The sequence below is a fragment of the Bradyrhizobium sp. SRL28 genome (genome assembly GCF_018596315.1).
Classification (GTDB): Bacteria; Pseudomonadota; Alphaproteobacteria; order Rhizobiales; family Xanthobacteraceae; genus Bradyrhizobium.
The window spans coordinates 130,184-153,902 of the sequence record NZ_JAHEAG010000011.1; the positions used below are offsets into that span (position 1 = coordinate 130,184).

Here is a 23,719-nt window from a genome sequence, read left to right on the forward strand (position 1 = left end):
TTGGCTGCCACGTTGAGCAATCACAAAGCGCGCCCGTCTGAAGCGCGAAAAGGGCCAAAGCGCCTCGATACCTCGCGCTTTGCGCCGGCCAATCTAAGGCGGCTCAGCGCGCCCGCTTTGCGGACATTCCTGGCCATTGCAGATCTGTGGGGCCTGACGCAAGAACAGCGTCATTTGGTCCTCGGGTATCCGTCTCGATCCACATATCACAGATGGTGCAAGCAAGCTCGATAGCACGGCGCCTTCACGCTCGATGTTGATGTCCTCACACGCATTTCGGCGATACTCGGAATCCATCAGGGTCTCGAAATCCTCTTTCCGACCGAGCGGCTTGGCGTCGAGTGGCTGCGAACCCTGCACAATGCCGTCGTGTTCGGCGGAAGGCCACCTCTAGATCTGGTGACCAGCGGTTCCCAGGACGGGTTGCTCACGATGCGCCGCTTCCTCGACGGCGCGCGAGGTGGCCTATACATGCAGCCGAACGCCATCGACGAGGCGTTCACACCTTACACTGACACGGAAATCGTTTCCGATGACGGATGTGTTCGCGCCCTCACCGCGGCCGGTGGCAGGTTTACAACCCCCCTCTTTTAGGGCCCGTTTGACCTCGGAAACGAGCTTAGATTGTAAACCGAATCAATTGATTTCATTCACGAAAATGCCAAAAGCACTTTTCTTTTAATCATGGGGTCGAGGGTTCGAGTCCCTCCGCGCTCACCATGGAAATCTTAGGCCAACTCCCAAGATCCTAGAAAACCCCTCGTGTCTGCACTGTGTCTGCAAAGCAGTTGCGCGGCCAAAGGGGGTCATCATGGATTGGCTAAACTGGTGGCGCGGTGCGGCTGGTGCTGCGGCACTACTTCCCGCCCGATACGTGATAGGGGCGTCAAGCGCTGAAAGCGCGCTTCCGGCCATTCACACACCCGCCATGTGGGAGTCGCGCATAGGGCGCCTTCACACTATCAGGGGCGCGGTGAAGCCCCGCAGGCTTCCAATCGCGCGGTGAAAAAGCAGAAGGCCGGCGCGTCAACACCGGCCCGCGACGGAATTTAACTATACGTGTGATGCATATCACAAACGATTTTCGTTAATTTTGGCAATCTTGATTATCTCAGGTTATTGCGTCAGGCTCCGGAGTGTTCCCGTCGTGGAACATTGATATTGATGATCACCTGTTTTTTTCAACCGGCGAGTAAGCAACCATGGCAAATAATGCGCCCGTCGCTTCTATCGGCAATCAAAGTCTGCTGCACGATCAATGGCAGCGCCTCCAGCCTTGGATCACCTATACCGATGCTGACGGCAATCCAGCGGTAAGGTATCAATTCTGGGACAGCGGTACGAGCGCAACCAGTGGCTATTTCTGGACTCCAACCAATGCGCATTGGACTGCCAACACCGTCATTGATGTCGCAGCTTCGGATATCTCTGATGTGTGGCTTCGTGCCGGTTCAGTGGGGGGCTCCGAGACTCTGTGGGTTCGCGCTTTTGACGGTACCGATTGGGGCAATTGGGACAGTTTCACCTTCACCACGATACCGAACACCACTCCTGTCGCTGCGATCAATGACCAGATACTGCACAATAATACATGGGCGCAGGTCTCGAATTGGCTGAGCTACTCCGATGCCAACGGCGACGTTGCTACCAAATACCAGTTCTGGGACAGCGGTACGGGCGCGAACAGCGCCTATTTCTGGACGTCCGACAACTCCCATTGGGCCGCGAATACCGTCATCGACGTTTCGGCAGCAGATCTAGCAAATACGTGGGTGCGAGGCGGCACCGCGACCGGTAGCGAAACCCTGTGGGTACGTGCCTTCGATGGAACTGATTGGGGGAACTGGGATAGTTTCACGTTGACGTCGACGAACGCAACGCCCGTTGCCGCCGTTGCCGATCATTCATTGCATGTTGATCAATGGATCACAGCAGGCAGTTGGCTAAACACGTCCGACGCGGACAGCGACACGATTACGCAATATCAGTTTTTTGATGGCGGTACATCAGCCACCAGCGGCTACTTTTGGACTCCAACCAACTCACATTGGGCCGCGGGTACTGTCATCGACGTTTCCGCTTCCGACCTCGCCAACGTCTGGATCAGGGGCGGCTCTGCAACTGGCTCCGAGACGCTATGGGTGCGCGCATTCGATGGCTTCGAATGGGGCGCTTGGGATACCTTCACGCTGACGACGACGATAAATACCGCCCCCGTCGCAACCATCAACGATCAAACTCTGCACGTTAATCAATGGGCCAAGCCACAGAGCTGGCTCAGCACAACGGATGCCGAAGGCGATGCGATTACCAGCTATCAGTTCTGGGACGGAGGCTCGGGTGCAAATAGTGGGTACTTCTGGTCATCCACCAACTCGCATTGGGCGGCCGCTACTGCGATCGACGTCTCGGCCTCCGATCTCGGCAATTTCTGGATTCGCGGGGGCGCCACGGCAGGTTCTGAAACCATGTACGTGCGGGCTTTCGACGGCGCATCATGGGGCAATTGGGACAGTTTCACATTTTCATCGACGAATGCGGCCCCAGTCGCGACGGTCGGCAATCAGAATTTAAGTGCCGCGCAATGGGCGCAGGTCATGAACTGGACGACAACCTCCGACGCCGATGGCGATGCCATTACGAAGTACCAGTTCTGGGACGGAAATTCCGCGGCTAACAGCAGTTATTTCTGGACACCCGAAAATTCCCACTGGGCGGCCGGCACCGCAATCGATGTCAATGCCGCTGACCTTGATGATGTTTGGGTCCGCGGCGGCACCACCCCTGGCACGGACACGATGTATGTGCGCGCTTTCGATGGCACTGACTGGAGCCCATGGGATTCGTTCACGATCGTCGTCTAGCCGCTCGTTTCAGAACTTATTGCCTTAGCCCGCGCGATACCATCGCCGAGCTGATGGCTCGTCCGATGCGCCAGTTGAATCGCCAGTGACAGGCGTGTCGGTCGAGACAGCCGGCGGTTCGCGATCAGGCCGCTCCCGACGGCTGTTCTGTACGGCATTCTGCCGTATATAAGGCGCTGGAGATCCGCCATGCTCAAGACGGAGAAAGAGACCAAGGCCAGAGCGAAGGCCAAGGTCAAGGCCCACTCGCTCAAGGAAACCGCGCCTAGCAAGGTCCGGCGCCGGAAGGTCCAGCGCGTGCCTGAAGCAGCCTACCTTGATATCGGTTTTGCGACCCACCATACGAACCGCCTCGCCCGTCTTGAACTGCCTAAAGAAGCCATGTCCCGGCTGGAGGCGCGGATTCCGACTGCTCTCTATGAGGTGATGGAGCGCGCCGCACAACTGCGCGGTCTGACCATGACCGCCTACGTCACGTCTGTCATGGTAAGCGACGCGCGGCACACCATCGAGGAAAGCAGCAGCATCAAGCTGTCGCGCGACGATCAGGCCGCCTTTGCCAAGGCGCTGATCGAGCCGCCGGCCCCGAACGCCAAACTGGTCGCCGCCGCGCGCCGTCATGCCGCCTTGATCCGGTGACGCTGCCTCCGTTCCGCGTGGAGGCGCTGGCCGCGCATGACCGCAGCAGGTTTTGCTGCGGCAACGATCGTATCGACAGGCACTTCCGCGAGACGGTGTCTCAGGACATCAAGCGCGGTTATGTCAAATGCTTCGTGGCCGTTGAAGTCGAGACCGAGAGGCTGGCCGGGTTCTACACCCTGACTTCGAACAGCGTTCCGCTCACCCAGATTCCGGACGAACTCAAGAAGAAAGATGCCGCGCTATCCGTCCGTGCCGGTGGTGCTGATCAGTTGGCTCGGTCGAGTCCCTCCGCGCTCACCAAACGAAATCAATAACTTACGACCAGAAATCGATCGCTTTGCTTCCCAGCTTATTGAGCCTGGGAAGCCGTTGGGAAGCGCTATTCGTCGTCGCCACGATGAAGATGCCGGCGAGCGCTTCGCCGCGGTGCTGCTGCGCTGCTTCCCGCCCGATACCTAAGCTTGAATAGCTCCTGCAACCGATGCCGCCTGAGCGCTCTCCTTGGACATGAGAATGACGCGTGGCGAATAGATATTGTCCGGCTCGCCCTGTTCGTTGACCCACCAGCGGCTTCTCAAAATAAGGCTCTCAACGAGGTAAGGATACTTCCCGACCTGCACACCAGCGGGCGGCTCAATCACTCGGGCCGCGATACCCGGAAAACTCAGCCGGTACAGCTTTCCAATCTTCAGATCGTCTGTTGCGTGCATCGCTCGGTCCCCACCGCTGCCGCGAATCTGAACGCAGCACCTGAGCAGCAATTGCGAGGGAGAATGGTTAAGGGGGAATTAATTTGTAGCCGCCGTCGCGCTCCCACTTGCGCTCGACCTTGCTATTTCCTTGGCGGTATTCCTGCTCGTACTCGCGCGCTTCGTTGTAGCTGCGGCCGTAGTAGCCACGAACGCCGCCGCCCCACCGGCCCTTGCCGCTCTCATCTTTCCACGGAATCGGCCAGAGCTGGGTGGCGAGCATCGCTGTGCCAACCGCCATTATCAGTGTCCATTCATGTCCCGTCTCCTCCAGCGGTCGGGATAACCGGTAGAACGGGAAACGTTCGAAGGTGGCATTGGAACTAATGTTCCCGGCGGGAGTCTAGTCGAGGCTCTCGGCTGTTCCAGCCCCCAAGCTCCAGCTGAGAGTTGGCGGCCCCGGAGAAGCGGAGACAAGCCGGGGCCGTTTCCCCAAGAAATGCCGAAGGAGGCTCTGATGCGCATTCTGGCCTTGGCGATTTTGACGATCGGGGCGACCTCAATAGGGCCGGTGGGCGCCCAGACGTACGATCCGGCTTATCCGGTTTGCCTGCGTGTGTACGACCGGACCAACTATTACGAATGCCGCTACACGTCGCTGCCTCAGTGCAACGCATCGGCGTCGGGCCGCTCGGCACAGTGCGTCGTCAATCCATACTTCGCGGGCGCGGAAGCGCCGGCGGGTTATCCACGGCATCGCCAGGTCAATTGAAGTGAACCGCAGCGACCGCACGACCGCTAACGCCATGCTTGTGCTACTGGCGGTCGCTATCGTCTGGCAGGTGCTCGGGTCGCCGTAGTCCCGCCGGCTCTCGCTAGCGGACGACGATCAACCTACCCTGAGGTTTTCGGCGGATTCTTTCCCGCGGTTGGCCACGACTTCGTAGCTGACCTTCGCGCCTTCATTCAGATTGCTTAGACCTGCTCTCTCGACGGCCGAGATGTGGACGAACACGTCCTTGCCGCCAGTGTCGGGCTGGATAAATCCATAGCCCTTTGTCGGGTTGAACCACTTCACTGTACCTATCGCCACGTCGTTTCTCCCCAATCGATTCTAAAACACGCAATGTTGGTGACAGAAATCTGGCGAAAGAAAGGGCCCGCCAGCGTGAAACAGCGGGCCGCGCGCGATTTAAACTGCCGCCCTCTTAGGTGCGGTCGCGAGCCCGACTTGACGCGGCCAGAGGCAATCCGCCGGCTTGTTGAACCGGGGGCTGAAGGCGAAGGGCAAATACGGCTCGCGCTCCAATCCCTGTGAATAGCCGGGACGCGCGCGAATTGAGCCAAGCCCACCCGCTTGGGGTGCGAGGCGTCGCCTTCGAGTATTAGGTTTTGAAGTGAAGGGGTCGCCAACTGAGGCGGTCTCAGGTCCCCGCCTTCCGTTGCAGCAGCGCCGGTCCGCGAGGACCGTAAGATGGCTGGTGAGCCGATCAAACAACTCGCGCTTCGCTTGGTGCGTGGCGAGATCGCGGATCAGAGCGCACTCGGCTGCGTCTTCCGCCGCGGCGCTACTCCATCCCCTCAAGCTCGGGAACATCCCATAGCGAAACCGCCAGGATAATAAGCGATGGAGTCCACGCGAGCATGGCGCCCAATGCGACCGCTTGCAGAGTGGTCATGGATTACTCCGTGCTACCCACAGGGGATTAAACTGATTTGGCCAGGGTTGGTTCCCTGAGCGCAACACGTCAATTTGAGAATGGCGCCATGCAGAAACCGAGCGGCGCTACACGTTATTGCTGATTGGTGACAGCCCTGCCCGCATTGTGAGATGCAATCCGCGAGATGGTCTTGCTTCTCTCGCCTTATCAACGTTTGTTCGAACCGCTGCGCCCTCGAAACCCGCATTCACAAGCATCCCCGCGAGTTGCTTGCGCGCGTAAAACATCCGGCTCTTCACGGTGGCATGGGGAATGCCGACGATCTCGCTCACCTCAGCGACTGACCTCTCGTGATAATAGACGAGGTCGATGATTTCGCGATGAGCTGGAGACAGCTTGTCAATACATGCGCGCAATGTGGCGTTCGTCTTCTTGCGATCAAGCGTCACGTCCGGCGTGTCTGCGGTATCGACGATTTCAACCACATCCTCTCGATCGATATTCACATGCCTTCGCTCACGGAAGGAGCACAACGCCTTGAAACGGGCAATCGAGAGCAGCCAGGTGGAAACCCGCGAGCGGCTTTCGAAGCTGTTTGCGGAACGCCAAACATCGAGGAACACCTGACTGACGAGATCTTCCGCAATTGCCGTATTGCGGACTATCCGTTGGATGAAACGAAACACTCTCACGCGGTGACGGGCGAACATGATGTGCATTGCGGCCTTGTCGCCCTCCGCAATATTTTTTAGAAGCATCTCGTCGGAAGCACTTTCTTCCGATTCCGTCGCATTGCGGAACGCGTAAGCCAGTTTGCCATCGCTCATCCCGCGGCACCGCTCGGACAAACTTTCGCCGGCGCAGTTGGGCGAGATCGCCGTCGCGAGAATCGGCCGGAGGCCGGACGAAGGGATTTCCTGCCGATGCTGGGCCGGCAATAGAATTGGCCTCGCTGCGCCTTGTCGCCGCTCGCCCTTGGGCATTGTTCTCTCCACTTCGTTATGACGAGATTGCGCAAGGATGCGTTGCGTGGCGTTGTTCGCGCTACCCTACGAGAGACTCGTATTTCTAACCTCATGGTCTAGGTGAATTAGGCGGAAGGCAGGAGGAAGCGCGTGGTGTGACGCTTTCGGTGCGGCGATGGCAGCACCAGTTGAATTGGATGCGCTCGCTTCGCTTGATCATGACTTTGATCGCATGCGGCGTTTACTGCATCCCTCAACCGTCCTGACCACAAACTTGGATGAGCGGGGTGGCATGGTACCTCGCGATGGCGAGCCTGGAGCAGAATCGGACAAGGCATGGCCGCTTTAGGAAAGACGCCGGACCAGTGGAGCACCTAGAACGTGTACCCAAGTTCGAACCCATGATCCCTTTATGTCCCGGTTCCCGACCGGCGCCGCCACGCCCAGGTCCATCGTCGACGCCCTGAAAGCGGCAGCCGGTCATCCGCCGAAGGGGCGCGCGAGCTTTGCCAGGGGCCGATGCGTCCGTGGCACCTATGCCGCGTCGGATCGGGCGGCGGAGATTACGAAATCCCGCAGTTTCACAAAGCCATCACGGGTGCTGGCCCGCTTCTCGGTGGGCGGCGGCAATCCCGAAGTGGCGGATAACGACAAATACGGACTGCGCTGCTTCAGCTTCAGGCTCGGCGGCGATGGCTATCGCTCGGACATTCTCGTGCAAAGCGCTCCGATGCATTTTGCGCGGACGCTCGACCAGATGCTGGCCTTCCTCAAGGCACGCATTCCCCGACGCGGTGGCAAGCCGGATATGACGAAGATCAGGGCATTCTCTGCCGCCAATCCCGAGACTCAGCATCAGGCAAACTACATCGCCGCACATCCACCGCCCCTGAGTTTTGCGGGTACGACCTATTGGGGGGTGCACGCCTTTCCCGCAACGAATGCGAAGGGCGAGACACGGTTTATCAAATTCAAGATCGTTCCGGCTGGTGGAGAAGTCACGCTGACCGAGGACGCGACCAAGGCGAAGCCTGCCGACTTCCTGTATGACGACCTCGAAAGCCGGATCACCTCAGGTGATGTTCGATTCAATGTGATGGCGCTGCTCGACCGTCCCGGCGATTCCACCATGGACGTGACCATCCGATGGCCGGATGAGGACCATCGCGAAGCGGTGCGACTGGGAACGATCGTCATCACCGGCGTCGAAGCAAATGAGGCGTGCGATGCGTCGATCTTCGATCCGGCCAATCTCGCCGAAGGCATCGGTCATCCGCCGGACGAGATTTTTGCGGCGCGAAGTGCCGCCTACGCCATCTCGCTGGCGAAGCGTCGGTGATCGCCCTGGATCACGTCTCGTCTTCCGAAATGCCCTGCTTTTCGCGGCGCCACGCACCTGGGCTGACACCCACTACGGCGGAAAACACCCGCGTAAAGTGGCTTTGATTGGCGAACCCCGCCGACATCGCGATCTCGGACAATGGTAGATCGCGGACGGTCATCAATTGCTTGGCCGCCTTCACGCGCTGCTGAAGAAGCCACTGATGGGGCGGCAGGCCGGTGGAGATTCGAAATGCGCGCGAAAAATGGCTGACCGATAGGTCGAACTCAGCCGCGATCTGTTGCAGTGAAAGTTTTCCGCCGAGGTCGGACTCGAGCCTCTCGCAGGCGCGCCTCGCCTGCCAAGGCGCAAGACCGCCGCGGGCCGTTTCAGAGCCGGGACGCAGTCCGCCATAGGCCTGGGCGACGTGTGCGGTGAGCGCGAGCATCATGTGATCGATGAAAAGCTGATTGGTCTCGTCCGGCCGGCGCAGCCCTTGCTGCAGCGACGCGCCGATATGACGGACGATCGCGTCGTCATGGCCTACGCCGAGCTCACAGTCGAGCTGACCGACGCGCGGCGTGCGGGACTGCTCCGTGAGGCCGTCGAGCGCCGAGCGCGGCAGATAGAAAAACAGGGAGTGGAACGGCTTGTCGATCACGTAGCGCGGATCGCGCTTGAGATCGTACAGATATGTTGCGCCCGCCGGGACATGCGCCTTCATCACGCACTTGCCGTTCTCCCAGAGTTCGCAGTCCGGGAAATCGTGAAGTTTCAGGCTGACGACAAAGGCATCTTCAGGGGTGAACGAGCCGGAAAGACCGGCCACCGGGTTGTCATCCCGGGTTTCGGTGACCGCGAGTTCCACGCCGCGCAGTGAACGCGTGATCAGCGAGGGCGGCGCATCCTTCAGATGCAGTAACTGCCCGAGCCGCTGTCCGAAGGCACCCGCTTGTGTCATCTGGATCGATCTCATGGGTGGATTGAACCGGGAAACTGATCGCCGCTCGCGAGGTTCCGTCACATTATCTGTTATCGGCGAGCAACCGTCTAGGCTTGCCCGTGAAACGCGAAGCTGTTGTGACAGCAATCGGTCCGATCGCGTGAGAACGATTTTCAGAGCGGTTTCAATACACTTAGGCCCGCTTGATCTCCCGACCACGAATCCGGGCCGCCTAGGCAGTTAGTATCACGATTGCGCGCTTGGAGCAGGTTCCGGCAAAGCACAGCGGCTTTAGGAAAGACGCCGTACTTGTACGGAGTTTAGAACCCGCCACGAACGATCGACCCAGATGAACGACCGGGGCAGACAACAGAGCAGAAGCGATCAGAAGGGAGACTACGCAATGCTTGGTACCACTGCACTTGCCGGCTCATCTGCCCTACCGCCCTTACCCCGCCTTCCCATGAGCAACGTTGCCGACAATATGGAGCGACCTCTCGTCCTCATCGTGGACGATGACGAGGACGTCCGCTCCGCACTTGAAGAACTCCTTCTGTCGGTGGGAATCGACGCGCGCTGCTTTGGATCGACGCAGGAATTGCTGCACGCCGATCTTCCGGAGCGCCCGGGTTGCCTTATCCTCGATGTTCGCATGCCCGGAGCAAGCGGCCTGGATCTCCAGCAGCATCTCGCCTCGAACGGCAATACGCGACCGATCATTTTCCTCACCGGACATGGCGACATCGCTATGACCGTTCAGGCGATGAAAGCGGGAGCCGTCGATTTCCTGACAAAGCCAGTAAGAGACCAGACGCTGCTTGATGCGGTCACAACCGGGATCGAAAAGGATATCGCGCAAAGAACCGCCGCCCGGCTCGTCAAACAACATGTCGACCGCTACGCAAAGTTGACGCCGCGCGAACGCGAGGTCCTGCGCGAAGTGGCAAAGGGTCGCCTCAACAAGCAGATCGCGTTCGATCTCGGCATCAGCGAGATCACCGTCAAGCTGCACCGCGGCAACGTCACGAAGAAAATGCAGGCGACGTCGATCGGGCAGCTCATCCGCATATGGGAACTTTTACCTGCGGAGATTCGAGGGGAGAGATCACCCTAGACCAAAGAATAGATACAACCCGGCCAGCAATGGGCAGATGGTCGTGAGGCCATGCCAGCGAAAATCATCCGCTTGTCCAAAGCGCCCCTGATCGCGATCATAGATGACGACGAAGCTGTGCGAGAGGCCCTCTCTGACCTCCTTCTGGTGCTGGATCTATCGTGTCGCACTTTCGATCGAGCGGAGGCCTTCATGGCGGAATACACCCCGGGCAGCTTCGATTGCCTGATTACCGATGTGAGCATGCCGGGCCGGAGCGGCCTCGACCTGCTGCAGCACCTGCGGAGCATCGGTTCCTCGATGCCGGTGATCATCGTCACGGCCGATCCGAATCCGACGACCCGATCTCGCGCCATGAGAGGTGGGGCCTATGCATACCTGACCAAGCCGGTAAGCAGTGACGCCCTCTTTCGTCATCTGCAGTCCGCCCTGAGGCACGTGGGCTCTGGCCCTGACGGTGATGAACAGGGGAAGCCTTCTGATGACTAGTCCCGTCCACAAAGCCGTCGCGGGCGGCCGCGAACAATCCTTCTCATCCCCGCCCGGGATGGAGTTGTCCGATTTCGCATCTGAAAGCGCAGGATCACGTCTGGATGACTTGCGCGCAACGGACATGAGTGTCGAGGCTGACATGCTCCCCAATATTCAAGTACCCGCGGAAGTCATGCGAAAATGGCAGGAGATCGTAGATCTTCTGGCCGATATTCTAAATGTTCCCTCCGCCTTGATCATGAGGGCAGAGCCGCCAAACATCAAAGTCTTCGTTTCCAGCGAGTCCAAGGGAAATCCTTACGAACCGGACGAGATCGCGTGTCTCAACACAGGACTCTATTGTGAGACTGTAATGAACACCCGTCGACCATTGATTGTCCCGGACGCTCTGCAAGACGAGGCGTGGAAGTCAAACCCTGACATCAAACTAGGCATGATCTCTTACCTCGGCGTGCCGGTCAGTTGGCCCGATGGCGAGATATTTGGAACGATTTGTGTTCTCGACAGGAAAAGCAACGAATACAGCGAGCTCTATCTCAGACTGCTGTTGCAGTGGCGTGACGTGTTGCAGGCGGACTTGAGATCCATTGCAGCCACGCAGCGAGAGATCAAACAACGTGAGGCGAAAATTCGCCGCCTCGTCGATGCCAACATCATCGGCATCATCATTTGGAATGTGGAGGGTCAGATTCTTGATGCCAATAGCGAGTTTCTCCGCATCGTTGGATATGATCAGCACGACCTCCTGTCCGGTCGAGTGAGGTGGGCGGACATGACGCCCCCTGAATGGCGCGATCGCGATGCGCTGACGATCTCCGAGCTAAAGAACAAGAGAGCCGTGCAACCCTTTGAAAAGGAGTATATCCGGAAGGATGGGAGCCGTATTCCAGTGTTGATCGGCGTCGCGAGCCTTGAAGAGACAGAGGGCCAGGGTGTCGCATTTGTGCTCGATCTAACCGAGCGTAGACGGGCAGAAGCAGAAGCGCGTGAGAGCGAGCGGCGTTTCCGCAACATGCAGATGGAATTGGCCCACGCCAATCGACTGGCAACTTTGGGCCAGCTTACGGCGTCTATTACGCATGAGGTCAAGCAACCGATCACGGCCGTGCTCCTGAATATCCAAACCGCCCAGCGCTTCCTCACTCGCCAGCAGCCAGATATTGAAAGGGCAAAAAAGGCAATAGACCGAGCTGTGCTGAGCGGCATGCGCATCACTGAAGTTGTCGACCGGACGCACGCGTTGGTTAGGAAGGAGCCCACGCGAAAGGACAGCTTGGAGATTAATGAAGCCATTTCGGAAGTTATCGGACTGACGCGCGGTGAAGTGTTGAAAAACGGCGTTCAAGTGCGGACTAAACTGGCGGCGGGCTTACCTGTCATTCAAGGCAGTCGGGTCCAGATTCAACAAGTGATGCTGAACTTGATCGTAAATGCAGTCGAGGCGATGAGCCAAATGAGCGACGACCGTCGAGAATTGCTAATCAGCACCCAGGCTGAAGCTGACTGTGTTCTCGTTGCGGTGCGAGACTCTGGCCCGGGCCTATCGGAAGGCGCTATCGAGCGAGCCTTCGAGGCATTTTATACGTCGAAGTCGAGCGGCCTGGGGATGGGACTATCCATCTGCCGTTCGATCGTCGAGGATCACGGAGGACGATTGTGGGCGGCCGCAAACGTACCAAAAGGTGCGGCGTTTCAATTCACAGTTCCTATCAATTCGGACTGCCAGGACTGACCACGTACTGCGCCTCCAAACCTCGTGCAATCTTCTCTCGACCAGTTTTGCAGAAGTGTGAATGACGCATGTCCGTTTCGGGTCAAAGCTGACCTCATGCGCCATGACATCGATTCAACGTGCTCCATGGCGCGATAACGCGCGTCGCATCCATCCTATCCCAAGGTACAGGTCGATCTATCCGCCGAACCAGCGCGACTAGACTCGCTGCACGATACCGTCGCGCGGCATTTGCCATCATCATTGCGAACATACAGGAAGCAACGGGCCCCGCGCCTCTTTGGTCCAGCGCACACTGCGGAGCGAACGCATGACGTCTTCAATGCGAGCACAGTCCATGAGCAAGCCGATCTTGCACGATCCTCTGAAGAATCTGCTGGTCGCATCTGGGGCGAGCCCGGACGACTCGCCGGCTGCCGATCGGCGTCCAGCCGATGTGGAGATGGCGCGGGTGCTCAGGACCACCCCTGTTCGCATGGCCTCCGACCCGTCCAGCGGCGCAATCGCCTATTGGAAGCATGAGCCCCTACACGATGTGGTCGAGCCCATGGCTGATCACGTCATCATGACTTATCCCGCCGGCTCACAGCGGCTGGAGCGGCGCACCGGGAAATCAGCCGCGATTGCAACGGCGCGCCCCGGGGTTGTGACGGTCATTCCGGCCGGCTCGACCTCCCGGTGGGATATTCACCAGCCCATGCATGTCGTTCAGCTCTACCTTCCGCACCGAACGCTCGCGCGTGTTGCCGGCGAAGCCGACATGACCGCCCCTGGCGATCTCCTGGAAAGAACAGGGCACACCGACCTCATTACATCCCGATTGCTTCTGAGTGCGGCGGATGCGCTTGAAGGCAGCGCGGCGCTGGATGCCCTGTTCAGGCAGCAACTGACGGATCTTTTGGCCAACCGCCTGCTGGCCGCGCATGCCGGCTCGTCGGTCACGTCCCAGCCGGTCGTGGGCGGCCTCCCGCCGATGGTACTGCGACGCGCCATCGAACGCCTGCGCTCCGATAGCGATGCGGACGTTTCGCTCGCGGCGCTGGCTGCGGACGCCGACGTGTCGCGCTTCCACTTCTGCCGTGCCTTCAAGGAAAGCACCGGGCTCTCGCCGCATGCCTGGCTGCGCCAGCACCGGCTCGAGCAGGCCATGAACATGCTGCGCGAGCCCGAAATGTCGGTCGTGTCGATTGCAGCAGCGCTCGGCTATTCGTCGCAAACGGCCTTCGCCGCGGCGTTCAGGAAGTTGACCGGCGAAACCCCGACCGATTGGCGGAGGCGCGTGCGTTAGCAGCAATCTCTCTACACGTACGTCAATCGCTCTGGGGCAGTCACAGGTTTGGTCCGCTAGACAAAGATCATCGCGGTGGTCACGCCAAGAACTAGGAGACAAGCAATGGCCTGGAAGAACTTCGTCGGACCAAATGCAATCACGTCACGACGGAGGGTGGTCGCGAGCGCCCTCATGTACGGACTTTCATTGACAGTTCGTTTCACGTCACCGACGGGCGAAGAAACGGAAAATCCGGCGCAAGCCATTCAAGGTAACAATCCCATGAGCTCCATCATGATTAACGACGGCGCTCAAATCTTCAAGAACTGGTCACCGAATCCCGGTCACTCGATCGTCTTTCAACGCGGCTGGCCACGCAGTTCCAGAAGCTGCCGCGCAGCATGTGAACGGCCTATGCCGTTAATGCTGGACTGCGCTCCTCCATAGGCGATTAGCGCCTTCGTCTCACATCTTCGCGTCGTCGTCGATCACAACAGGCTTTGCCGCCAACGAGTAGCGGCGGCGGTGACGCGCGTACTTCCGAGCACCTCAAACCACAGGAGTAAATCACATGCGATTGATCATCATTGGCGCCGGCTTCGCCGGCATGTATGCCGCACTTTCTGCCGCCCGCCTCCGCGATATCCAGGGCGTCTCGCCCGAGGAACTCGAGATCGCGCTGGTTGCGCCCGAGCCGACGCTGGTAATCCGGCCGCGGCTCTATGAACAGAAGCCGGAGACCCTGTCGGCACCGCTGCTGGATGTCCTCAAGGCCATCGATGTCGACTATGTGCAAGGCAGCGCAGAGACGATCGACGCCGAGGCCCGCGTGGTGCAGATCGCGACCGCCACGGGCACGCGGAAGACGCTGTCCTACGACCGGCTGGTCGTCGCCACCGGCAGCCGGCTGTTCCGCCCCAACATTCCCGGCCTTGCCGAGCACGGCTTCAGCGTCGACCAGCTCGCGGACGCAGTCGCGCTCGACAAGCATTTGCACGGCCTTGCCGATCGTCCGGCAATGAACGGGCGCGACACGGTCGTCGTTGCCGGCGGCGGTTTCACCGGCATCGAGGCAGCGACAGAGATGCCGGCGCGACTCCGCAAAATCCTCGGCAAGAATGCCAAGCCGCGCGTCATCATCGTCGACCGGAACGGTGCGATCGCCCCTGATATGGGCGAAGGCCCCCGCCCCGTCATCGAGGACGCCCTGCGCAAGGTCGGTGTAGAGACCCGGCTCGGGGCCGGCGTCGCCTCGCTGGACAAATCCGGCGTCACGCTTTCCAACGGCGAACACATCGAAGCCGAAACCGTGATCTGGGCGGCGGGCATTCGCGCCGCGCCATTGACCCAGCAGATCCCCGCCGAGCGTGACAATTTCGGCCGCCTGCTCGTCGACCGCGAGTTGCGCGTGCCGGGTGTCGCCGGCGTCTTCGCCACCGGCGATGCCGCGCGCGCCGCATGCGACGACGACGGCAATTACGCGCTGATGTCGTGCCAGCACGCCACGCGGATGGGCGCCTTTGCCGGCAACAACGCCGCGGCCGAACTGCTGGGCGTTCCGACCAAGCCGTATCACCAGAAGGGATACGTCACCTGTCTCGACCTCGGAGAAGCCGGCGCGCTGTTCACGCGCGGCTGGGACCGCAAGGTGGAGATGGTCGGCGACGTCGCGAAGAAGACCAAGCAAGAGATCAACACCGTGTGGATCTATCCGCCGAAGGCCGAGCGCGCCGCTGCGTTGGCATCGGCCGATCCGGAAAATGTGACCAAGGTGTAGACGCCTCACGCGATACGGGCCGCGCTCGCCGCTGGCTGCGCGGCCTGCTCAACCAAGACCAGCCAGCAGCCTCAACCATGAAGCAGGAGACAAACATGAGCCTAACAAACACGAGCCTGGACAACACCTCACACCCCGGTGGACCGGGGCCCAACGAATTGGTTCCGTCGCGCTACGCGGTGCGGGTCGGCGACATTGACGTGCTGGTGGTCAGCGATGGCGTGCTGCCGCTCCCAACCGCCATGTTGGCACACAACATCGACCCGTCCGTCCGGGCGACCTGGCTGAAAGACATGTTCCTGCCGCCGGACGCTTACGATTGGGCGCTGAACGTGGTCGTGGTGCGTAGCGGCGACCGGACCATCCTCGTCGACGCCGGGCTTGGGCTCGACCCGGACTTGCACTTGCCGCGGGCCGGGCAGCTGATCAAGCGACTGGAGGCCGCCGGCATCGATCTTGCGTCCGTGACCGACGTGGTGCTGACCCACATGCACATGGACCACATTGGCGGGCTGCTCGTCGACGGGGTGAAGGACCAACTGCGTCCGGACCTGCGGATCCACGTGGCGGCCGCCGAGGTCAAGTTCTGGGAGGCACCCGATTTCTCCCACGTCTCCATGCCGCCGGGTTTCCCGGACGCGCTTCGATCGACAGCCAAGCGGTTCGTGAAAGAGTACCGCAGCCAGCTGCGGCCGTTCGAGGAGGAGTACGAGGTGGCGCCGGGAGTGGTCGTCACTCGCACTGGCGGCCACACCCCCGGGCACAGCGTGGTTCGCGTGGTGTCCGGCGGCGACCGGCTGACGTTCGCCGGAGACCTCGTGTTCGCGGTCGGGTTCGAACACCCCGAGTGGTACAACGGCTTCGAACACGACCCCGAGGAGTCGGCCCGCGTTCGTATCCGTCTCTTGCGGGAGCTGGCTGAGACCGGTGGGCTGCTGGTGGCCACTCACCTGCCGTTCCCGTCCGTCGGCCATGTGGCGGTCGACGGCGACGCCTTTCGTTGGGTGCCGGTCTTCTGGGACTACTGACCGCTGGCCGAACCAGGGCGCGTAGTGAGCGCTTCATCCGATACGGGCCGCGTTTGCAGCGCCGGAGCGCGGCCCGCTCACCCAAATCCCTTTTGGAGCTCGACCTCGATGAAACACGAGACCGTGCGCGCCACGCTGCTCAACGGCTGGGCCTTCTGCGTGGCCATGCATGTCAAGGAAGCCACCCTCCACGGCGATCGCGCATCGAAGCCGCGCGACGGGAGGGTGTGATGAACGTCGTTGTCTTTGGTGCAACGGGGTCGACAGGACGGCTCGTCGTTGAGTTCGCCTTGTCTGCGGGTCACGTCGTCACTGCCTTTGTCCGTGACCCAAAGCGCATGCCCTTGACGCATCCGAATCTCAGAATCGTCAAGGGCGATGCAATGGATCCAGCCGCGGTGGCATCTGCGATCCAAGGAGCGGATGCGGTCATCTGCACGTTGGGGGCGATACCTCAGGCGAAAGAGGATCGGGGTCGACGCCAGCCCGGCGTCCCGGTTTGCTCGGTGGGAACCAAGAACATTCTGGCCGCCATGCCTCCAGGCCGGGGCCGACTCATCGTTGAGAGTTCGGTGAGTGTCGGTGAGAGCTACCACACCGGGAGTTTCGGCGCAGGCTTCATGGTCAAGCTCGCACTCAAGGAGGTGATGGCAGACAAGGAGAAGCAGGAGGCAGCCGTTCGGGAGAGTGACTGCAATTGGACGATCGTTCGACCGGCAACGCTGACATTCAAGCGTGCTCGCGGAAACCTGAAGGCCGGGACCGATCTGCGCTGGAACATCACCTCAACCGCCACCCGCGCTGACGTGGCCGAGTATCTGGTCAAGATACTCGATGACCCCGCGACATACAAGAAGGCCATAACGGTGCGCAACTAGGTTTGGCGGCGAACCGCAGTGAAATCTACCCCAAAACCTTTTGGAGCTCGACCTCGATGAAACACGAGACCGTGCGCGCGAGCGCGTTCGCCATGCCGCTGACGAACCCGGCCTTTCCCGCCGGCCCCTATCGCTTCGTCAACCGCGAATACTTCATCATCCAGTACCGGACCGATCTCGAAGCGTTGCGCCGCATCGTGCCGGAGCCGCTGGCGGTCAGCGAGCCGGTGGTGAACTACGAATTCATCCGTATGCCCGACTCCACCGGCTTCGGCGACTACACCGAAAGCGGTCAGGTCATCCCGGTCTCCTATCAGGGGCAGGCCGGCAGCTTCGTCCACCAGATGTTCCTCAACGATCATCCGCCGATTGCGGGCGGGCGCGAGCTGTGGGGCTTTCCCAAGAAGCTGGCGGAGCCGAAGCTGGCCGTCGAGACCGACACGCTGGTCGGCACCCTCAACTACGGCTCGGTCCGCATCGCGACCGGCACCATGGGCTACAAGCACCGCGCCCTCGACACCGCGACCGAGGCCAGGAAGCTCGCAGCGCCCAACTTCCTGATCAAGATCATCCCGCATGTCGACGGCACGCCGCGCATCTGCGAGCTGGTGCGCTTCCACCTCGAAGACATCACCGTGAAGGGCGCATGGACCGGGCCGGCTGCGCTTGACCTCTACTCGCATGCGCTCGCCCCCGTCGCGGAGCTGCCGGTGCTGCAGGTGCTGTCGGCCAAGCACATCGTTGCCGACCTGACGCTCGGCCTCGGCACCGTGGTTCACGACTATCTATCACCGGGCGCGCCCGCACGACGTCGCGCATGGTCCGACATCCTGATTGAAGCGAATGTCGGCTGATCGGATCAACCGCAATGCAAGGAGTTTTGGCAATGTTAAACGTAATACGTGAACAGACCAATCCCGTGCCGCCGCAATACTCCAGGGTGCTGCCCTACGATGTCGTCGCCTTGGTGCTGCAAGGCGGCGGCGCGCTCGGCGCCTATCAGGCGGGAGTCTATGAAGGCCTGCACGAGGCCGGCATCCGGCCGAACTGGCTGGCCGGCATCTCGATCGGCGCGCTCAACGCCGCCATCATCGCTGGCTCCCCTGAAGCCGAGCGCGTCGCACGGCTGCGCGAGTTCTGGGAAACCATCTGTGCCTTCTCGATAGAGTGGCCCGCCGGCGAAGGGCTGGCCAATGCCCTGCCCTTTGCTTTCGACATCAACTCGGTGCGCAACTCGATGGCGGCGACGCGGGCGTTGGTCCAGGGCCAGCCCGGCTTCTTCAAGCCGCGCTTCCCTTCGCCGTTCTGGTCGCCGTTCTCGGGCGATGCCGCGACCAGCTTCTACGATACGGCACCGTTGCACCAGACGCTGGAGCGGCTCATCGACTTCGACCGATTGAACTCGGGCGAAGTTCGCGTCAGCGTTGGCGCGGTCAATGTCCGCACCGGCAACCTGACCTATTTCGACACCGCCGAACGCCGGCTGGGACCGAAGCATTTTATGGCTTCCGGCGCCCTGCCGCCGGGTTTCCCCGCCGTCGAAATTGAAGGCGAGCACTATTGGGATGGCGGCGTGGTTTCGAACACACCTCTTTCCCGCGTGTTGTCCGGCGAGCCATGTGACACGCTGACATTCCAGATCGATCTCTGGTCGGCCAGGGGCCGCGTCCCCTACGACATGATGGAGGTGTCGAGCCGCCAGAAGGACATCCAGTATTCGAGCCGCACACGCGCCGTTACCGACCAGGCGCTGCGGATGCAGAAGATGCGTCAGGCGTTGCAGAAGACGATCGAGAAGTTGCCGGAAGCCGCAAAGCAGGACCCGGAAATCCGCGCCATCGCGGATATGGCGCGCCATCGCTCCCACAACATCATCCACCTGATCTATCAGACCAAGACCCACGAGGGCCATTCGAGGGATTACGAGTTCGGGCTGAGCGCGATGCGCGCGCATTGGCAGAGCGGGCTCGACGACATCCGCCGCACGCTGGCCGATCCGCACCGCCTCGACCCGCCGTCACCGGAGCTCGGCATCGTCACACACGACGTCCATCGCCGCGACTGAGCGCGCGACGGATTCACCTCTCAAAGCATCGAAAGGAATTCTCATGTTGAAGGGCAAGGTAGCGATTGTCACCGGATCGACCAGCGGCATCGGACTCGGGATCGCGAAGGAACTGGCGAAGGCCGGCGCCGACCTGGTGTTGAACGGTTTTGGCGATGCGGGCGAGATCGAACGGATTCGCAGCGGCATCGAACGCGACCACGGCGTGCGTGTCGCCTATGACGGCGCCGACATGTCAAAGGGCGACGCGGTGCGCGAGTTGATTGCCAGGACAATCGAGAAATTCGGACGCCTCGATATCCTCGTCAACAATGCCAGCATCCAGTTCACCGCGCCAGTGGATGAATTCCCGGCTGCTAAGTGGGATGCAATTCTCGGCATCAACCTGTCCGCGGCGTTCCACGGCATAGCAGCGGCGGTGCCCCAGATGAAAAAGCAGCGCTGGGGACGGATCGTCAACATTGCCTCCACCCACGGCCTCGTCGCGTCAACGCACAAGGCCGCCTATGTCGCGGCCAAGCACGGGCTGGTCGGCCTGACCAAGGTGGTTGGCCTGGAGACGGCCGGGAGCGGCGTCACCTGCAATGCCGTCTGTCCCGGTTGGGTGCGAACGCCTTTGGTCGAAAAGCAAATCAGCGACATCGCTGCACAACGCGGCATCAGTCAAAAGGAAGCCACCGAGGAGCTGTTGTCCGAGAAACAACCGTCGCTGGAGTTTGCCTCGCCGGAGCAGCTTGGCGGCACCGTCGCGTTCCTGTGCTCCGCTGCGGCAGACCAGATCACGGGCACAGCGATCTCTGTCGATGGCGGCTGGACTGCGCAGTAGGCAAGACGATGAGCATTCCCTCACATGACGAGAGAATCATGATCAGTATTGGCACTCGGCCCGGCCGTTCGGTAGACCGCTTGATGCCGAAGACGACAGCAGGCTGTCTACTTTTCCCGGCCAGGTCGAACACCGTTCAAAAAGACCGCTACGGCCGAACGCACCGCTGCCCGCACTTCTTTGTCCGATGGTGCCGCGCGGAGCCCCAGAACGACCTGCAGATGAACGTTGTCGCGGATCATACCTACAAAATGCCCAGCCGCTCGCAAGCAGTCATCCATGCGAATGTCCCCCCGTTTATTGGCGGCTTCAAGGACCTCGGCAAGCCGGGACGTGGCCCGGCCGGGTCCTTGTTCGTAGAACGACTTCACAAGATCAGGAAAGCGATTGGCCTCGGTGACGGCAATTCGGTAAATGCCGATCAAGGTAGGCGACATGTAAACACCCATGAGATGCCGACCAAACGCTGTCAGCGTCGCCTCCAAGTCGTGGCCTTCCGTCTGCTCAACGACCAGTGTCGAAAGAACTCTGTCTGCGTTTTCTTTCACGATGGCGGAGAACAGGCCCTGCTTGTTACCGAATTCAACGTAGATGTTGCGTTTCGACCCACCGGCGCGTTCGATGATCGCGTCGATGCTTGTCGCCGCGTAGCCTTGTTCGAAAAAGACCTCGGCAGCAGCTCGAAGCAGGGCTTCTCGGCGGCCGTTCGGGCGCCCTTTCTTAGCCTTAGCCATTCGTCCATCCCGATCCATCGCTTGACTGGTAACGCTCATTACCATAAACGTCAAATGGTAACACCCATTACCGGAGGCCGTCATGCGTCAGCATAACAAGAAGAAGGTGATCGGCTTGCTGCTGTGCCTTGGCGCGGTGGTGATCGTGGCCACGGGATGGAGGGCTCGTTCGAACGGCGAGACGTCGACCGACAACGCCTATGTCCGTGGGGACGTGACCTCACTCGCCCCAAAGGTTGCGGGCTACGTCACGACTGTCGAGGTTGGGGATAACCAGACCGTCCAGGCGGGTGACGTCCTGTTCCGGATCGACGATCGGGACTACCGCGCAAAGCTTGCGCAAGCAGCGGCCAATGTCGAAGCTGCCCAGGCTCGCCTCACCAATGTCGATGCGGACATCCAGCTTCAGCACGCCCTGGTTCGACAGGCCGAAGCCCAGCGACGTTCGACCGTGGCCGAGAAGAATTTGGCGACCAAGGCCTCCGATCGCCGCCGCGAACTTATCCGCACCAGTGCCGTTAGCCAGGCCGCGGTCGATGAAAGCGACGCGGCGCTATCGCGAGCCGAGGCGGGCGTGTCGGCGGCGTCGGCAATGGTGGAGGCCCAGCAGCAGCGCATTGCCGTCCTTGCCACCCAGCGCGAAGCCGCCGTTGCTGCCGTGGCGCAGACACAGGCGGCACGCGATCTTGCCCAGATCGATCTCGACAACACTGTAGTGCATGCGCCAGTCGACGGCGTCATCGGCAATCGCCAGGTCCGCGTCGGCCGGCTTGTCGCGCCGGGCGCGTCCTTGCTTGACATCGTTCCGGTCAAGAACGTGTGGGTCGTGGCGAATTTCAAGGAAACCCAGATCGAACATATCCGGCCCGGTCAGCGCGTCCGCATCACGGTCGACGGCTACCCGAACGAGACAATTGAAGGTCTGGTGGACAGCTTCGCGCCCGGCAGCGGGTCTGCCTTCAGCTTGCTCCCCGCGGACAATGCGACAGGAAACTTCATTCGCGTCGTTCAACGCGTACCGGTGAAGATCCGGTTTGCCAGCAACCCACTGCCCGGCCGCCTCGTGCCCGGCCTGTCCGCGCGTGTCGCGGTTGACCGGAGAAGCGGTTCATGACCATGGCCGTCGCCGACACGCCGAGCCGCGACAGATCTGCGGCAGGAGCCCTTCTCGTCGCAGCCATTGTGCTTGCGACGCTGACGGAGGCGATCGCAGGCACGGTGTTGTCGCTCGGGCGCGGCTATATCATCGGCGACACCTATGCAACTCCCGATGAGGCCGCCTGGCTGGACATCGGATACACCGCTCTGAAACTGATCGGGTTCATGACCGCCCCCTGGCTGATGACCCGCATCAATCCGCACAAACTGATCATCGGCTCAACGCTGGTCATGGGCGCGGCATGTGGCATTGCCGTCATCACAGCCCGGCTGGATCTGTTGATAGCACTCCGCATCATACAGGGCTTCGCCGGAGGCACCTTGCTTATCAGCGGGCAGGCGATCATTTTTCTCGCCTATCCGCGCGCCCACCAACCGATCCTTCAAGCCCTGTTCGCGATGGGATCGGTCGTCGCTCCCGGGACCATCGCCCCGGCGCTCCAGGGATGGTTGCTCGACAGCCAGTCCTGGACATGGATTTTCGTCAGCGTCGTTCCGGTGGCCCTGGCAGCGGCCGGCCTCCTGTTGATCGCGGACGCCCCGAAGCCCGCTGCGGCCGTGCGCCGTCCGTTTGATTGGATCGGCTTCTCGCTGATGTCAGTCACATTTCTCTGCTTCACCTATGTCCTCAACCAGGGCAACCGATGGCGCTGGTTCGAGGAACCTCGCATCCTGTGGCTGACGGTGCTGGGCGCCGCCGCCCTGCTGCTGTTTCTCGGCCACCAGGTGATCGCCAAAGGCCGGGGCCTGCTCGATTTCACCTTGTTCAGGACGGAAGATTTTTCCTTCGCCTTCATTGTCAGCTTTGTCGCCGGCGCTGCACTGTTCGGAAGCGCATTCCTGATCCCGTCGTTTGCCGTCTCCGTTCTCGCGTTCAGGCCTACCGACGCCGGCCTGCTCTTGTTGCCAAGCGGCGCATTTTTCATCGGCACGCTCCTCATAGCCGCCTTTCTCTTCCAGGCCCGCCGCGTTCCTCCGGTGGCTACAGTGCCCTTTGGGATCCTGCTGATTATGATTGCGATGTGGATGCTGTCCGGTTCGACCAGCGAAAGCGGCGCGCACGACATGATGGCCGCCATCCTGTTGCGCGGCCTGGGCCTTGGCTTCCTGTTTCTGTCCATCACGCTCATCGCTTTCAGCAATCTCAATGACCACAAACGTGCGTCCGGCATCGGTCTCTTCAATGCGGGTCGCCAGCTTGGTGGTCTGATGGGGGTCGCCGGACTGCAGACACTGATCGACCATAACGTCGCCCGCAATGTTGCGGTGCTCGGCGCCAGCGTCACCGCGGGTGTTCCTGCGGTGAGCGAGCGCCTGACGGCGATGACATCCATGCTCGCGGCGCGAGGAATGGACGCCGTGGCCGCCAGCCGGGCTGCCACGAGCCTGCTGGGAAGAGCCGTCACTGGTCAGTCCACCGTGATCGCCTTCGACACCGCGTTCAATGCAGTCGCCCTGCTCTTTGTGATCGCCGCGCCTGTGCTGGTGACCATCAAGATTGGATTCCACCGATACGCGAAAGCGCACGCGGCGCAGTCATCCCGAAGCGAGGAGCCGTAA

24 protein-coding genes and 2 pseudogenes are annotated in these 23,719 nt (G+C 60.8%); 20 read left to right on the forward strand and 6 right to left on the reverse strand.

What is annotated here, in order from left to right; translation table 11 throughout:
* Positions 1 to 12: 12 nt before the first annotated feature.
* From KIP88_RS22480 to KIP88_RS22495, 4 genes and pseudogenes are all read left to right on the forward strand, one after another.
* Positions 13 to 528, forward strand: a pseudogene (locus KIP88_RS22480) (antitoxin Xre-like helix-turn-helix domain-containing protein); the annotation flags it as partial.
* A 674-nt stretch (positions 529 to 1,202) separates the two neighbouring features.
* Complete coding sequence (locus tag KIP88_RS22485) at positions 1,203 to 2,864, forward strand: hypothetical protein (protein ID WP_214490174.1); 1,662 nt, start codon at positions 1,203 to 1,205, stop codon at positions 2,862 to 2,864.
* Between the two features lie 189 nt (positions 2,865 to 3,053).
* The gene (locus KIP88_RS22490) at positions 3,054 to 3,503 is read left to right on the forward strand and encodes a DUF1778 domain-containing protein (RefSeq protein WP_214490175.1); all 450 of its coding nucleotides are present in this window, start codon (positions 3,054 to 3,056) and stop codon (positions 3,501 to 3,503) included.
* Positions 3,500 to 3,820, forward strand: a complete 321-nt coding sequence (locus tag KIP88_RS22495; protein ID WP_214490176.1) for a hypothetical protein — start codon at positions 3,500 to 3,502, stop codon at positions 3,818 to 3,820. The genes KIP88_RS22490 and KIP88_RS22495 overlap by 4 nt, the downstream gene beginning before the upstream one ends.
* A gap of 141 nt (positions 3,821 to 3,961) precedes the next feature.
* Here KIP88_RS22495 and KIP88_RS22500 read toward each other — a convergent pair whose 3' ends face one another.
* Complete coding sequence (locus KIP88_RS22500; protein WP_214490177.1) at positions 3,962 to 4,216, reverse strand: hypothetical protein; 255 nt, start codon at positions 4,214 to 4,216, stop codon at positions 3,962 to 3,964.
* A gap of 67 nt (positions 4,217 to 4,283) precedes the next feature.
* Positions 4,284 to 4,496 (reverse strand): hypothetical protein, encoded by a 213-nt coding sequence (locus KIP88_RS22505; protein ID WP_214490178.1) that lies wholly within the window; start codon positions 4,494 to 4,496, stop codon positions 4,284 to 4,286.
* Positions 4,497 to 4,712: 216 nt separating this feature from the next.
* Between KIP88_RS22505 and KIP88_RS22510 the strand changes: the two genes are divergently transcribed.
* On the forward strand, positions 4,713 to 4,967 hold the full coding sequence (locus KIP88_RS22510; RefSeq protein ID WP_214490179.1) for a DUF3551 domain-containing protein: 255 nt from the start codon (positions 4,713 to 4,715) through the stop codon (positions 4,965 to 4,967).
* 117 nt (positions 4,968 to 5,084) lie between these two features.
* Here KIP88_RS22510 and KIP88_RS22515 read toward each other — a convergent pair whose 3' ends face one another.
* Together KIP88_RS22515 and KIP88_RS22520 are read right to left on the reverse strand one after the other, a co-directional pair.
* Entirely contained in the window at positions 5,085 to 5,288 is a 204-nt protein-coding gene (locus KIP88_RS22515; protein ID WP_214490180.1) for a cold-shock protein, read from the reverse strand.
* A gap of 792 nt (positions 5,289 to 6,080) precedes the next feature.
* A pseudogene (locus KIP88_RS22520) lies at positions 6,081 to 6,683 on the reverse strand (sigma-70 family RNA polymerase sigma factor); the annotation flags it as partial.
* Between the two features lie 550 nt (positions 6,684 to 7,233).
* On the opposite strand from KIP88_RS22520, the gene KIP88_RS22525 reads away from it, so the two are divergent.
* Complete coding sequence (locus KIP88_RS22525; protein WP_214490181.1) at positions 7,234 to 8,160, forward strand: catalase family peroxidase; 927 nt, start codon at positions 7,234 to 7,236, stop codon at positions 8,158 to 8,160.
* A gap of 10 nt (positions 8,161 to 8,170) precedes the next feature.
* Here KIP88_RS22525 and KIP88_RS22530 read toward each other — a convergent pair whose 3' ends face one another.
* The gene (locus KIP88_RS22530) at positions 8,171 to 9,103 is read right to left on the reverse strand and encodes an AraC family transcriptional regulator (protein ID WP_214490182.1); all 933 of its coding nucleotides are present in this window, start codon (positions 9,101 to 9,103) and stop codon (positions 8,171 to 8,173) included.
* A gap of 445 nt (positions 9,104 to 9,548) precedes the next feature.
* On the opposite strand from KIP88_RS22530, the gene KIP88_RS22535 reads away from it, so the two are divergent.
* From KIP88_RS22535 to KIP88_RS22585, 12 genes are all read left to right on the forward strand, one after another.
* Complete coding sequence (locus tag KIP88_RS22535) at positions 9,549 to 10,199, forward strand: response regulator transcription factor (protein WP_214490238.1); 651 nt, start codon at positions 9,549 to 9,551, stop codon at positions 10,197 to 10,199.
* A gap of 51 nt (positions 10,200 to 10,250) precedes the next feature.
* Positions 10,251 to 10,688: a response regulator transcription factor gene (locus tag KIP88_RS22540; RefSeq protein ID WP_214490183.1), complete on the forward strand. Its 438-nt coding sequence runs from the start codon at positions 10,251 to 10,253 to the stop codon at positions 10,686 to 10,688.
* Positions 10,681 to 12,423 carry an ATP-binding protein gene (locus KIP88_RS22545; RefSeq protein ID WP_249790941.1) on the forward strand — a complete coding sequence of 581 codons (1,743 nt, stop codon included), beginning with the start codon at positions 10,681 to 10,683 and terminating at the stop codon, positions 12,421 to 12,423. Before KIP88_RS22540 ends, KIP88_RS22545 begins: the two co-directional genes overlap by 8 nt.
* Positions 12,424 to 12,760: 337 nt before the next feature.
* Positions 12,761 to 13,711, forward strand: a complete 951-nt coding sequence (locus KIP88_RS22550) for a helix-turn-helix transcriptional regulator (protein WP_214490184.1) — start codon at positions 12,761 to 12,763, stop codon at positions 13,709 to 13,711.
* A 105-nt stretch (positions 13,712 to 13,816) separates the two neighbouring features.
* Complete coding sequence (locus KIP88_RS22555) at positions 13,817 to 14,140, forward strand: hypothetical protein (protein ID WP_214490185.1); 324 nt, start codon at positions 13,817 to 13,819, stop codon at positions 14,138 to 14,140.
* Between the two features lie 124 nt (positions 14,141 to 14,264).
* On the forward strand, positions 14,265 to 15,470 hold the full coding sequence (locus KIP88_RS22560) for an NAD(P)/FAD-dependent oxidoreductase (RefSeq protein WP_214490186.1): 1,206 nt from the start codon (positions 14,265 to 14,267) through the stop codon (positions 15,468 to 15,470).
* A gap of 95 nt (positions 15,471 to 15,565) precedes the next feature.
* Positions 15,566 to 16,498 (forward strand): MBL fold metallo-hydrolase, encoded by a 933-nt coding sequence (locus KIP88_RS22565; RefSeq protein WP_214490187.1) that lies wholly within the window; start codon positions 15,566 to 15,568, stop codon positions 16,496 to 16,498.
* 108 nt (positions 16,499 to 16,606) lie between these two features.
* Positions 16,607 to 16,729: a hypothetical protein gene (locus KIP88_RS47890; RefSeq protein ID WP_283848524.1), complete on the forward strand. Its 123-nt coding sequence runs from the start codon at positions 16,607 to 16,609 to the stop codon at positions 16,727 to 16,729.
* Positions 16,729 to 17,376 (forward strand): NAD(P)-dependent oxidoreductase, encoded by a 648-nt coding sequence (locus tag KIP88_RS22570; RefSeq protein ID WP_214490188.1) that lies wholly within the window; start codon positions 16,729 to 16,731, stop codon positions 17,374 to 17,376. The genes KIP88_RS47890 and KIP88_RS22570 overlap by 1 nt, the downstream gene beginning before the upstream one ends.
* A 56-nt stretch (positions 17,377 to 17,432) precedes the next feature.
* Positions 17,433 to 18,230: an acetoacetate decarboxylase gene (locus tag KIP88_RS22575; protein WP_214490189.1), complete on the forward strand. Its 798-nt coding sequence runs from the start codon at positions 17,433 to 17,435 to the stop codon at positions 18,228 to 18,230.
* A gap of 32 nt (positions 18,231 to 18,262) precedes the next feature.
* A complete protein-coding gene (locus KIP88_RS22580; protein WP_214490190.1) occupies positions 18,263 to 19,441 on the forward strand; it encodes a patatin-like phospholipase family protein in 1,179 nt (392 codons plus the stop codon).
* Positions 19,442 to 19,484: 43 nt separating this feature from the next.
* A complete protein-coding gene (locus tag KIP88_RS22585; RefSeq protein ID WP_214490191.1) occupies positions 19,485 to 20,267 on the forward strand; it encodes a 3-hydroxybutyrate dehydrogenase in 783 nt (260 codons plus the stop codon).
* A gap of 107 nt (positions 20,268 to 20,374) precedes the next feature.
* Here KIP88_RS22585 and KIP88_RS22590 read toward each other — a convergent pair whose 3' ends face one another.
* On the reverse strand, positions 20,375 to 21,001 hold the full coding sequence (locus KIP88_RS22590; protein ID WP_214490192.1) for a TetR/AcrR family transcriptional regulator: 627 nt from the start codon (positions 20,999 to 21,001) through the stop codon (positions 20,375 to 20,377).
* A gap of 82 nt (positions 21,002 to 21,083) precedes the next feature.
* Between KIP88_RS22590 and KIP88_RS22595 the strand changes: the two genes are divergently transcribed.
* Both KIP88_RS22595 and KIP88_RS22600 read left to right on the forward strand, forming a co-directional pair.
* The gene (locus KIP88_RS22595; RefSeq protein ID WP_214490193.1) at positions 21,084 to 22,115 is read left to right on the forward strand and encodes an HlyD family secretion protein; all 1,032 of its coding nucleotides are present in this window, start codon (positions 21,084 to 21,086) and stop codon (positions 22,113 to 22,115) included.
* Positions 22,112 to 23,719, forward strand: a complete 1,608-nt coding sequence (locus KIP88_RS22600) for an MFS transporter (protein WP_214490194.1) — start codon at positions 22,112 to 22,114, stop codon at positions 23,717 to 23,719. The genes KIP88_RS22595 and KIP88_RS22600 overlap by 4 nt, the downstream gene beginning before the upstream one ends.